The following is a 12,418-nucleotide window of genomic DNA, read 5'->3' as shown; positions in this document are numbered from 1 at the left end:
TCCGATTTCTATCAGTTTCTTGGCTTGATAAGCTAGCCCGACTTTCATTATTGAGGAGACTAGCTATGAAAAAAACTTTGTTGGCTTTGGCATGTTGCGCCAGTTTATTTCACACCGTGGCACAGGCGCAAACCGCTGACTTTGATCCGCGTGCATGGAAAAAAGATGTGTATGGAAAACCGACACAAGTATTGGTGTTGGGATCGCCGCATTTGAGTGCGTATGGCGATAAGTTGAATCGCGCGAACTTATCGAGCTTGCTTGATCGATTGGCGCAATTTAAGCCGCAAATTATTACGATAGAAGCTTTATCTGGCGAGCAGTGCGAGTTCGTGCGAACCAATGCGTTGACGCATCCAGATGTTTTTAAAGATTATTGCTGGGATCCCGCGCCTGCACAGAAGGCGATCGGTTTGGGTTTGCAAGAAGCTTTGATTGAAATTCAGTCGACCTTAAAAACCTGGTCGCAGCAGCCCAGTACGAAACCAAGCCCCGCGGAACGTCGTCGTTTGATCGCGGTTTTCTTAGCAGCAAATGATAGAGCATCCGCCTTAGTGCAATGGTTACGACTAGATGCGAGCGAGCGTAAAGCATCCGATGGCATTGCCGAAAGCATGCTGAAATTTTTAAACCGCGAATCTCCTATCTCGAATGAAAATTTTGAAGTCGCTGCGGTGTTAGCTGCGAGATTAGGCTTAGAACGTGTTTATGCAACCGATGATCATACCGCTGACGATATTACAGATCGAGCTGGGCCAAAATATGGCGAGGCGTTGCAAGATATGTGGAGCAAGATTCGTATCCCTGAGAAAAAAGAGTCGCAAGCTTTGGAAGCGAAATTGGATACCGCACAAGGTGTGTTGAACCTGTATCGCTTCTATAACGATCCGGCCAAAGTGCGGGCATTTATCAAAGCAGACTTTGGTGGCGGCATTCGACATGCAACACCGGAACTGTATGGTCGTCAGTATGTTGCATGGTGGGAGACGCGCAATTTACGGATGGTCGCCAATATTCGCAGCGCATTCGCTAATCAACCTGGCGCGCGTGTGTTAAGTGTGGTGGGCTCTTCGCATAAACCTTATTTCGATGCGTATTTAAATATGATGCATGAAGTACAGTTGGTTGACTCCGCAAAGCTACTTAAATAGTCACATATGTTGAAAGTCAAGCCAGATCAATTTACTCTGGCTTGATAAACAAACTTAACTTCCAGGCCCACAGGTTTGATGAGATTGATACCTTCCGATGTACATGAAAAACTAAAGTAATAATAATTCTCACCAATCACGCCTCATACGTTAGCACAGTGACAGACATACAGCCCATTTCCTCAATTTGTTATTGTCACGAAGTTAGTTCGTAGCAGGCCTCATTCTTTCAAATATTGCCGATGTGATTCCTTGCGCAAAGGTGCTTTTCTGTATTCTGTGACGTGTATAAAACGTCAGAAAGTAGTTGTTGCGCGATATTGCCGGTTCGTATTATTAATTACTCTTAGATATCGAATTGAGTTAGTATTTTGTATTAAGAGCCAGTGTTAAAGCACATGCAACGAGTTGTTTGAGCGACGCATTTGAAATTTATGGCGCACATTAATGAGGGAGTTACAGATGGTAACCAAGCAAAGTGTGGCGACGATTTTGATTGTTGATGATCAGCCAAGTAATGTCCTGCTAGTGCATGAAATTGTGCGAGATTTAGGCGAAGTGTTGTTCGCAAATAGCGGACCTCAAGCGCTACAAATGGTCCAGCGAGTTGTGCCTGACCTCATTCTGATGGATATTGAGATGCCTGGTATGGATGGATTGGCCGTGTGTGAAGCGATTAAGGCTGATCCATTGTTAGCAGATGTTGCGGTCATCTTTATTACCTCGCATCACGATGACAGTAATCAAATTGCAGCTTTGAACCTTGGCGGCGTCGATTTTTTAACCAAACCTCTCAATCTTCCTGTGGCGCGAGCCCGTATTGAAACTCATTTATCGTTACGAAGGAAGTCTCGACTGTTAGACGAAGTACAACGAGATCTTCGAGATATTGTTCACAATTTACCTGCCTTTATTTCGCAGTGGGATGAACAATGTCGTAATGTCTTTTCGAACGATTTGGAAGGACGATGGTTTGACATTAGTGCAGAGAAAATGCCCGGACTCGCGCTCGCTGACGTCATTGGTGACATCAATTTTGCGACAGTTGCGCCGTATCTTAAGGCTTTGTTAGAGGGTTTTAATCCTTCATTCGACATTGCCTTTATTCGAGCAAATGGACAATTCTTACATGGCCAAGTTTCTTTTGTGCGTCGTGAACAAGATGGACAATTTTGTGGTTTCTTGATGTTGATGACTGATGTTACCGCACGCAAACAAGCAGAACTTGCTTTGCATGACGAAAAAGAGCGTATCCGCATTACCCTTAATTCGATAGGGGATGCTGTGATTGCTACTGATGATCAGGGTATTGTTACGTTTCTTAATCCTATTGCCGAAGAAATGACTGGTTGGCTGGGTAGTGAAGCAATCGGTTTGTCGATTGAGTTGGTGATGCCATTACGTGAGGGGATTGATGGTCATGTATTGCAAAACCCGATAAGGATAGCACTCAAGGAGCGCCGTATTGTCGGTATGGCTTTAAACTGTACTTTAATTCGGCGAGATGGGATGCCATTTGAGGTAGAGGATTCTGCCGCGCCAATTCGCGACCACAATGGAAAAATCACCGGTACCATCATCGTTTTTCATGATGTCAGTGAAGCTCGCGCGATGGCCGTGAAGATGACGCATTTGGCCAATCATGATGCGCTGACCAACTTACCAAATCGAATGTTGCTACGTGATCGTACAGAACAAGCGTTAGCGACCGCCAAACGAGAGAGTGGTCGTGTCGCATTAGCAGTTCTCGATTTAGATCACTTTAAGACAATCAATGATTCAATAGGCCATACTGTTGGGGATCACTTACTTCAACAAATTGCAATTCGTTTAAAATCAAATTTACGTGAAATCGATACCATCAGTCGGCAAGGAGGGGATGAGTTTGTTATTTTGTCACCGCGTATTGATGAACTCGAGATTATCTCGACCTTAGCCGATCGCTTATTGAAAGCAGTTGCAGAGCCATTCTTCGTTGATGGCAATCGTTTCGATTTGTCAGCGAGTATCGGCATTAGTATCTTCCCTGATGATAGCGACGACATGGAGTCGCTATATCGCCATGCGGATGGGGCGATGTTCAGGGCGAAGCAAGAAGGGCGAAATCGTGTGCGGTTTTTTTCTGCTGAGATTGAGGACGTACTAAAGGCCCATTTAACGATGACGCGTCAAATTCGAGCTGGACTTGAGGATCACGAATTTGAGGTTCACTATCAACCGAAGTTAGATGTAAGAAAAAAAATTGTGGTTGGGGTTGAAGCATTGGTGCGTTGGCGCAATCAAGATGGTCAATTAGTCTCGCCTGCATATTTCATTCCTGCCGCTGAACAAACAGGACTGATCATCCCGCTGGGGAAATTTGTTCTTAAACAAGCTTGCCTAGACGGAAAAAAATGGCATCAAATGGGCTATTCTTTGCGTATCGCAGTGAATGTGTCTGTAGTGCAGATGATGGAAGGGGCTTTCATCGCAACACTCCGAGAGATCGTCGATGAGACACAAATTGATCCTAGATTTATTGAAATAGAAATTACTGAAAGTATCCTCGCCGGTGATGCAACTAAAGCACAGACTATCCTAGAGGCGATTAGAGAAGTCGGCGCCACTGTTGCGATTGATGATTTCGGGACAGGGTATTCGAGTTTAACTTATCTCAAGAGTTTTCCTGTCGATGTCTTAAAAATCGACCAAAGTTTTGTACGAGATATGATGGTCGATCGTAGTGATGCTGGAATCGTAGAAGCAATCGTACAAATGGCAAAGAGTCTGAGTTTACGCTTAGTCGCTGAAGGCGTTGAAACGCGTGATCAAGCGGACACCTTATTAGGATTAGGTTGTGACATTATGCAAGGATATTTGTTTGCGCGACCTATGCCCGCAAGTCAAATAGATGAATTCTTGACTAAGAATAATGATTGAATTCGGAAAGTTTGGCGTGATGTATCTGTTGAGGCAGTTTAGCGGATGATTGTGAGTGCACCAAGAATGACTTAGTTCAACAGCGTGGGGAAAGAAATATAGATCATCTATGCTTTTTTGATAATTGACAGAGACTAAATCTATGAGTTTGCAATTAATTCGTAAAAATAAGTATCGCCACTTAGCGCTTCTTTCTCCAATCGCGTTACTTGTCTCTGGATTAGTGTTGACTACCTTGCTATATAAGAAAGCAGAATATGACAATCGACAGACGGTGAGTAAAGCAGCGGACGCCTTGCTTGGAAAAGAAGTTAATGCGGTTGTTGATCGTCTCTGGCTTTATCAATATGGATTGCGAGGTGCACGTGGCGCAATAATAGTTGACGATACGAATCAGATTACTCGAAAAAAATTTAGAAGATATGCTGACACCCGTGATATTGCAAAGGAATTTCCTGGTGCGCGCGGCTTTGGTTTTATCCGGCGAGTTAAGCCTGAAAACGAACTTAATTTTTTGCAACAAGCACGTCTAGACGATGCACCGCAGTTTTCCATACGCCAGTTAACACCACACATGCAGGAACGATTCGTCATCCAATACGTGGAACCCGCTGAGAGTAATGCGCAGGCGATTGGTCTCGATATTGCATCAGAAATCAACCGACGAACGGCTGCAATCGCTGCAACTCGCTCGGGGCTGGCGGTAATGACAGGACCGATTACTTTGGTTCAACTAGCGAGCAAACCCAAACAGTCATTTCTGTTTTTGTTACCTATTTATGCAACCACAAAAACGCCACCGACAGAGGAAGAAAGAAATTTATTGAGCATTGGTTGGAGTTACGCAGTGTTGTCGATGCAAGATATCTTGACTGCCGCAGGCTTTGACCGTCAGCTAGCACAATTGTCTATCGCCGACATCACCAATCCACAAAGAATTGAGCCTTTCTATGATTCATATTCTGGGAACAACGCGCAAGATCATTCTTTTCTGCGAGAAATGCAACGTGAGGTTTTTGGTAGGGTATGGAAATTTAGCATCACCGTTTCTCCTAAATTTATCGCAAGCTTACCCCTATGGTCGTTGGTAGCTATTCAAGTGGTCGGTATCGCGACCAGCTTCTTGGCAGCGATTTCATTATTCTTATATCTCACAAATAGAAGGCGTGTAATTGATCTCGATATGACGCGTCGGGAATTGGCATTGATTGTCGAGTCGTCGACTGATGCCATTATTGGGAAAAACCTCGATGGGGTCGTGACTAGCTGGAATAAGGGCGCTGAGGTGCTGTTTGGCTATACCGCAGCCGAAGCTTGCGGTCGATCCTTGCTTGACTTAATCATTCCAAAAGAGGCTTTTCACGAAGAGGAAGAAATTTTGACCGGCGTGCGACGAGGTGAGCATGTTGCCAGTTTCAATACAGTGCGTCAATGTAAAGATGGTAAACGTATCGATGTTTTAATATCGGTTGCGCCGATTATTGATCACAAAGGACAACTGGTAGGGGCATCCAAAACTGTACGCGATATCACAGAACTGAAATCGGCTGAACGGAAAATTATCTCCCTCAATAGTAGTTTAGAACGACAGGTGCAGGAGAGAACTGTCGAATTAGAGGCCGCGAAGAGAGACTTGCAGACCGTGCTTGATTCTGTGCCGTCGATTATTGGCTATTGGGATAAACAACTGATCAATCGAGTTGCCAATCATGCCTACCAGAATTGGTTTGGAGTTGATCACAAAACTCTACCGGGAACTTCGATGCTTGATTTGTTGGGGCCGCAATTGTTTCAACAAAATTTGACCAATATCGAAGCAGTTTTGCGTGGCGAGCCTCAATTATTTGAGCGCGCGATTGTCATGTCCGATGGAAAGATTCGTCATTCTTTAGCGCATTATTTGCCCGATCTTGTCGATGGTGAGGTAAAAGGTTTTTACTCCTTCGTTCACGATGTGACTGAGTTAGTGGAGAATCGTCAAAAATTGGACATCGCCTTAAGTGAATATCAAATTTTATTAGACACGATTAATCGACAGTTACTTTATTCCGTAACTGATGCTGAAGGAACGATCCTGGAAGTGAACGACTATTTCTGTCAAGTGCATGGATTTGAAGAAGAAGATTTGATCGGGAAGACACATCGTATTTTAAATTCTGCATCTCACCCGCCTATATTTTGGAAAACAATGTGGCAAACATTGTTGGATGGCCAAGTGTGGAATGGCGAAATCTGTAACAAGTGTGCGGACGGTAGCTTGCGCTGGTTTGATACAGTGATCGCACCACACAAAAATGCACAAGGAGACATCGAAAAATTTATTGCTCTGCGTATCGATATTACGACCAAGCAAGAGCAGCAGCGTGCACTTTCTGCAGCGAGGGACCAAATGGTGCTTGCTGCGGAGGTCGCGCAACTGGGTGTTTGGACGTGGGATGTGGCGACCAATGCGCTGTCCTGGAATCAACAAATGTATCGCATGTATGATTATGATGAAGAACAGATCGGTTCGCATTTGCGATATGAACATTGGCGTTCGAGAGTACATCCTGACGATATTGCGGATGCTGAGAGCCAGTTGCACGGCGCGGTAGAAGGGCGCTGTCGTTACACTCCAATTTTTAGAGTTAAACAGGCGGATGGATCATACAGATTTGTTCAAGCCGGTGCCTATGTTGAACGCGATAAAGATGGTAAGGCAACTTTGGTGACGGGAATTAATCTCGATATCACTGAACGTAAAGAGTTTGAAACAAATTTAGTGAGAGCTAAAAATGACGCGGAGCAAGCGAGCGTGGCGAAAGGCCAATTTCTCGCTAATATGAGTCATGAAATTCGTACACCGATGAATGCGGTGTTGGGTATGTTGCAATTATTGCGACAGACCAAGTTAGGGGAGCAACAGGCCGATTATGCGATCAAGGCGCAAAGTGCAGCACGTTCTCTGCTCAGTTTACTCAATGATATTTTGGATTTTTCCAAGATTGAAGCTGGCAAATTTGAGCTTTCAACACATCACTTTGAATTAGAGCAAATGATGCGTGAACTTGGTGTGGTTCTGTCAGGAAATTTGGGTCAAAAAAATGTTGAGTTAATGTTTGATCTCTCTCCAAACGTACCAAACGAATTGACCGGAGATCAAATGCGTTTGCAACAAGTCCTGATTAATCTTGCGGGAAATGCGATCAAGTTTACCAGCGAAGGTCTCGTCATTGTCGGTGTCCAATTGATAAATCGCGTCATTGATAATGCGATTTTGAGGTTTAGTGTAAGTGATACCGGTATCGGCATTAGCAAAGAGCAGCAGCTCAGGATTTTCGAAGGATTTAATCAAGCTGAAACGTCTACTTCACGTCGTTTCGGTGGAACAGGGCTGGGCCTAACAATCAGCAAACGTTTAGTGGAAATGATGGGCGGTACACTATTTGTGGAGAGTGAAATTGGCAAAGGTAGTCGTTTTTGGTTCGATATTCCTTTACAAATTTCAGTGCGTGAGAGTCGTGGAATAGTCCACCACCAAGGCGCGCAAAAAAAACGTATATTGGTGGTGGATGATAATCCGATTTCGACTGAAATTATTACCGCCATGTTCGCTTATGTCGGTTGGGATGTGATGTCTGTCGATGGTGGCTATAAGGCGCTGGCACTTGTTAATGAGCAAATCGAATGTGGTAATCATTTTGACGCCATCGTCATGGATTGGCGCATGCAAGATATTGACGGTATGAGTGCGGCTTTTCTCATCAAAAAAGCAACCACAAACTCCTATCCCCCGGCAATTGTTATGCTCACGGGCTTCGGACGAGAGGTCTTGGCGGAAGTCGTTGGAAAAGACACGGCCCCCTTTGTTGCTTTCTTAACTAAACCAGTCACACCAGCTCAATTGATTGAGTCGATAGAGAATGCGATTTCGCCAAAGGCAATTCCAATGACGCAGGCGGCAGCACCAGCGCAGCGTTTAGAAGGGGTGAAATTGTTAGTTGTAGAAGACAATCCCTTGAATCGACAGGTGGTCGACGAGTTAATGAAATCTGAGGGGGCACTCGTTACCCTAGCCGATGGTGGTTTGTCGGGAGTGATATTGGCAACTGAGAGTATGGGTGTCTTTGATCTTGTAATTATGGATGTACAGATGCCAGATATGGATGGCTTGGAGGCGACACGAAGAATCCGAGCAGACTACCGATTCACAGATCTTCCAATTTTGGCGATGACTGCGAACGTATCGCAAGAAGACAGACTGGCATGTATGTTGGCAGGGATGAACGGGCACGTCGGAAAACCGATCGATATGGAAGAAGTTGTGCCAATTATTCTTGATCTCGTAAAGCGCGAACCGTTTGCCCCGATTAATCGAACAAAGGTAAAGCATTTCGACGAGGAAAGCTTGACTGAGCCTCAAGAACACATCCTTAGACGGTTTGGCGGTAATAAAACCATCTATAGAACTATTTTGGATGCCTTTGTACCTGAATATGATCGTTTGAGCGCAGAGCTAAACCTTTTGATTGTTGAGGGAAGCAATAAGCAACTGGCGGAGGTTTTACATGCTTTAAAAGGTGTGGCTAGCACAGTGGGGGCGGCGAAGTTAGCCAAAATCGCAACGGAGCTAGAACAGCGTGCAAAAGAAGCGCCAGAGGGGCAAGCGAAAGACGTGTTGACCTATGAATTGCTCTCCACAATGACTTCATTGGTTGTGCAAAGCAATGATCAATTAAATCGCCTATTCCTAGCAGCGACACCGGCCGCAGCAGCAATACAAGCACCGAAAGTACTCTTTACAGCAGAAGAACGTGAGGAGCGCCTCCAGACACTTAAGTCAGCACTTATTGCTGGTAACATGAACGCATTGGATCTCATTGATACGATCAAACATGGTTTCGATGAGTCAGAGAGTTCCGTCGTAATGAATTTGGAAGTGTCGATTCGAAACTTAAAATTTGACGATGCTTTGGCTCAGGTTTTAATAATGTTAAAGAGGGAATAAAAAGAATGCACGCGATTTTTGACCGGTTGATTGTTGAACGAGGAAGTAAGCCAAAAGTGCTGGTGGTCGATGATCAAGCGGTGAATATTCGTCTTGTGCATGATCTTTTCAAGGACGAGTATGACATTGTTATGGCGACTAACGGTGAGCAAGCCATCTCACAGTGTGATGCACAGATGCCGGACATTATCTTGTTAGATGTCGTGATGCCTGGAATAGATGGATACGAGGTTTGTCGAATTTTGAAGAGCAAACCGAATACCAAAAACATACCGATTATTTTTTTGACTTCGAAAACTGAGGATGCCGAAGAAATTTTGGGATTTCAATTAGGTGCAGCAGATTGTATAGCGAAACCAATTAATCAGTTGGTCTTAAGTGCGCGTTTAAAGACACATCTTATTCTTAAGTTGCAAACGGACGCGCTACGTTCAATGGCCCTGATCGATGGATTAACTGGTATCGCGAATCGTCGACGTTTCGATGAACAGCTGCAAATTGATTGGCGTCAGTGTATTCGCCAAGAACAGCCGATGTCTATCCTAATGATCGATGTAGATTACTTTAAACAGTACAATGATCTTTATGGGCATTTGAAAGGGGATGAGTGCTTAGTGCAGATTGCAAAGATTCTTAAATCTGTGACGCAACGCCCAATTGATTTAGTTGCTCGTTATGGTGGAGAGGAATTCGTCTGTATACTTCCAAATACTGATCTTAAAGGCGCAGTTAAACTTGCGGAGCAAATGCTGACGAAAACGCGTACACAAGCTATTCCTCAAAATAAAACGAATGAGAATTCGATCGTCACTATCAGCATTGGGGTTGCTTCAACTATTGGTACGCATGGTAGATCTGTAGATTCGTTACTAGAAGCAGCAGATACTCAATTATACGAAGCAAAAACCAACGGCCGAGATAGATTATCTGCTATCAAGATTTAGTCATTTTTCGCTTTAGTGTCGGAATTTGATAAAGACTCCTCAGACGATTTTTTTCACGAACAGAGCATACGTTGAAATTAGTGATTTCATACTTCACCCGTCACATTTGCGCGCATTTGGTGATGAAGTTTCTCTTCACTAGTCATCAAAATCGCCATCTCTCAAACAATACATATACATCACTGTCGATCTGTAATAGTTGTGCTCTCGAAAAAATTTTATGGTGTTAAATTACCGCCTTGGTACCGGAAAAAGACTCCACACTAAAATGAAACCGATCCCTATCGAGACGATGCCAATCGGTCTCAGATATTGATTCGCGTAGGGAACTACTTTTCGAGAGAATCGTTGATGCCATTTCCAAGGCAGAGCCAGCATGACGATGGTGCTAACAATAAACACCCAGCCGAATAGTCTTATAATGCTCGAGTACAGCATCATGGGGCTATGCAACATTAATGCGACACTAAAAATTAAGCGTATCTTTGCGCAACGGCATTTGCTCGTATGATTTTGGATGGACGATGGTGCCATCGAGACCAAAGCGGCAGGCTTGAAAACGGTTGTAGTTATAGACTAAATAGTCGTCTTCAGCGGGGTTTGGTTCGTTTCGTTCCAATAAATATTTGCATAAGGCTTGTAGATAACAAGCCAATCCAGCCGCGCGCTCTACTGTCAATGGCGTATCACACACCCTCAGCTCTATCGTGCCGTATTCAGGCTTTGGACGAATGTCTCAGTAAAAATCTTTCATACTTTTGACGACAATGGTCTTGCTTAGCTGGCGTACGAATATGATTGCTAAGCCCAAGCTAATACCAGCGAGTACCTGTTGCCATTCGATCGTTGCTGCGATAAACACAAATAGCATTACGGTTAACAAATCACCGAGAGCGCCGAAACCGCGTTGTGAAGAATTCAAAATAATACGACGATGTCTCACAACCAAACCGAATGTTAAGGTGGCGAGCACAGGCGATAGCTTTAGGCTGTGAGTCAAGGCAACGATAAAGATGATTGCGATCGTAAACGCCAGTGTGCCATCTTGGTTTAGACGATTTGCTTTACGTAAGACGGCAGGTATGAGTAAACCAAATGTCACACCTAGTCGCTGACGATATTACAGATCGAGCTGGGCCAAAATATGGCGAAGCTTTGCAAGATATGTGGAGCAAAATTCGTATCCCTGAGAAAAAAGAGTCGCAAGCTTTGGAAGCGAAATTGGATACCGCACAAGGTGTGTTGAACCTGTATCGCTTCTATAACGATCCGGCGAAAGTGCGTGCATTTATCAAAGCAGACTTTGGTGGCGGCATTCGACATGCAACGCCGGAACTGTACGGTCGTCAGTATGTTGCATGGTGGGAGACGCGTAATTTACGGATGGTCGCCAATATTCGCAGCGCATTTGCTAATCAACCGGGCGCGCGCGTGTTAAGCGTGGTTGGCTCTTCGCATAAACCTTATTTCGATGCGTATTTAAACATGATGCATGAAGTACAGTTAGTCGATTCAGCAAAGCTACTTAAATAGTCGCATGACTTAGAAATCAAGCCAGATCAATTTGCACTGGCTTGATCAGTGACTTCAATTTAGTACGATACGCTTTACAGATTGAAGCTATCATTATCCTGAATTGTCTAATCACGCCGATGACACACATTACGCTCACTGCAACCACTACACAGGAAAGCCCACACAGATGCGGTTGCTGATTAAAACACTTGTAATCCTTACGATGTTAAGTTCCTTGCAGGGATGTTTGCTACTAAATAATGTTGATGCCATTCCGCACGCAAAAGTGATCAACTCTAAGCAAGATCGCGGGATTGCAATTGTTGGCGTTGCTGTAGAAGGTGTGTGGAACTACCCACGATTTTCTCTTAGCCTTGACGAATACAGTCTTGAGAAGCAAGCGATCACCGGCAATTGCTGGCGCTTTAATAGGATGACCACCTCGGTGCCTAAAGAGACAAAGTCGCTGCAATACTTCGTATTCGATCTCGCCCCCGGTTATTACACGTATAGCCCATTCAATCTGCCCAATCCGCATTCAGAACAAGTACAGGGTTTTCATGTACCTGCTGGTCAAATCACTTACATCGGCGATTTCATTTATACAGAAGATAAATCGATTGAACTCCGTAGGAATTATCCTGGGATAGAAGCGGAACTGAAACAAGCCTATCCCAACATAAAGTCCACAGTAAAGCTCGCAGAGACTGTGTTGGTCAAGCGCCCGCATTTGTTTTTATGTGCGCCGTGATGGAATCACTCGATTGAGTTCAACAGTTGAGCTATTTTCTTAAATCAATTCTCTCTCCCACGATCGTGAGAGAGTTTTCAATTGAATTGGTACTTTTGTCGATATCAATGCATCGAAGTGAAGGGAGCGCAACTGTATGCCAGTTAAATCT

7 protein-coding genes and 1 pseudogene are annotated in these 12,418 nt (G+C 44.3%); 6 read left to right on the top strand and 2 right to left on the bottom strand.

Translation table 11 applies throughout. The features are described from left to right. Nucleotides 1-65 precede the first annotated feature (65 nt). The 4 genes from IE103_RS06625 to IE103_RS06610 all read left to right on the top strand — a co-directional run bounded on the left by IE103_RS06625 (nucleotide 66) and on the right by IE103_RS06610 (nucleotide 10,001). Nucleotides 66-1,151, top strand: a complete 1,086-nt coding sequence (locus tag IE103_RS06625) for a DUF5694 domain-containing protein (RefSeq protein ID WP_189345264.1) — start codon at nucleotides 66-68, stop codon at nucleotides 1,149-1,151. Nucleotides 1,152-1,613: 462 nt separating this feature from the next. Further along, complete coding sequence (locus tag IE103_RS06620) at nucleotides 1,614-4,070, top strand: two-component system response regulator (RefSeq protein ID WP_189345263.1); 2,457 nt, start codon at nucleotides 1,614-1,616, stop codon at nucleotides 4,068-4,070. Between the two features lie 142 nt (nucleotides 4,071-4,212). Then, a complete protein-coding gene (locus IE103_RS06615) occupies nucleotides 4,213-9,057 on the top strand; it encodes a PAS domain-containing hybrid sensor histidine kinase/response regulator (RefSeq protein WP_189345262.1) in 4,845 nt (1,614 codons plus the stop codon). Between the two features lie 5 nt (nucleotides 9,058-9,062). Further along, the gene (locus tag IE103_RS06610) at nucleotides 9,063-10,001 is read left to right on the top strand and encodes a diguanylate cyclase (RefSeq protein WP_189345261.1); all 939 of its coding nucleotides are present in this window, start codon (nucleotides 9,063-9,065) and stop codon (nucleotides 9,999-10,001) included. 231 nt (nucleotides 10,002-10,232) lie between these two features. Here IE103_RS06610 and IE103_RS18650 read toward each other — a convergent pair whose 3' ends face one another. Then, the gene (locus IE103_RS18650; protein WP_373295234.1) at nucleotides 10,233-10,439 is read right to left on the bottom strand and encodes a DUF2065 family protein; all 207 of its coding nucleotides are present in this window, start codon (nucleotides 10,437-10,439) and stop codon (nucleotides 10,233-10,235) included. A 37-nt stretch (nucleotides 10,440-10,476) separates the two neighbouring features. Then, nucleotides 10,477-11,103: pseudogene (locus tag IE103_RS18645) on the bottom strand (cation:proton antiporter domain-containing protein); the annotation flags it as partial. Between IE103_RS18645 and IE103_RS06590 the strand changes: the two are divergent. Together IE103_RS06590 and IE103_RS06585 are read left to right on the top strand one after the other, a co-directional pair. Then, nucleotides 11,097-11,534, top strand: a complete 438-nt coding sequence (locus IE103_RS06590) for a DUF5694 domain-containing protein (RefSeq protein WP_189345257.1) — start codon at nucleotides 11,097-11,099, stop codon at nucleotides 11,532-11,534. The pseudogene IE103_RS18645 and the gene IE103_RS06590 sit on opposite strands and share 7 nt — an antisense overlap. A gap of 229 nt (nucleotides 11,535-11,763) precedes the next feature. Further along, a complete protein-coding gene (locus IE103_RS06585) occupies nucleotides 11,764-12,267 on the top strand; it encodes a hypothetical protein (protein ID WP_189345256.1) in 504 nt (167 codons plus the stop codon). The last annotated feature ends 151 nt before the right edge of the window (nucleotides 12,268-12,418 follow it).

Source organism: Affinundibacterium macrobrachii, assembly GCF_014652415.1.
GTDB lineage: Bacteria > Pseudomonadota > Gammaproteobacteria > Burkholderiales > Burkholderiaceae_D > Undibacterium > Undibacterium macrobrachii.
Note: the sequence above shows the minus strand (reverse complement) of the source record. Positions and strands in the feature narration are given on the sequence as shown.

Coding starts and splice junctions, on each gene's coding strand:
- IE103_RS06610 (WP_189345261.1), top strand. CDS start 9,063: ATGCACGCGATTTTTGACCGGTTGATTGTTGAACGAGGAAGTAAGCCA.
- IE103_RS06615 (WP_189345262.1), top strand. CDS start 4,213: ATGAGTTTGCAATTAATTCGTAAAAATAAGTATCGCCACTTAGCGCTT.
- IE103_RS06590 (WP_189345257.1), top strand. CDS start 11,097: ATGTCACACCTAGTCGCTGACGATATTACAGATCGAGCTGGGCCAAAA.
- IE103_RS18650 (WP_373295234.1), bottom strand. CDS start 10,439: ATGCTGTACTCGAGCATTATAAGACTATTCGGCTGGGTGTTTATTGTT.
- IE103_RS06620 (WP_189345263.1), top strand. CDS start 1,614: ATGGTAACCAAGCAAAGTGTGGCGACGATTTTGATTGTTGATGATCAG.
- IE103_RS06625 (WP_189345264.1), top strand. CDS start 66: ATGAAAAAAACTTTGTTGGCTTTGGCATGTTGCGCCAGTTTATTTCAC.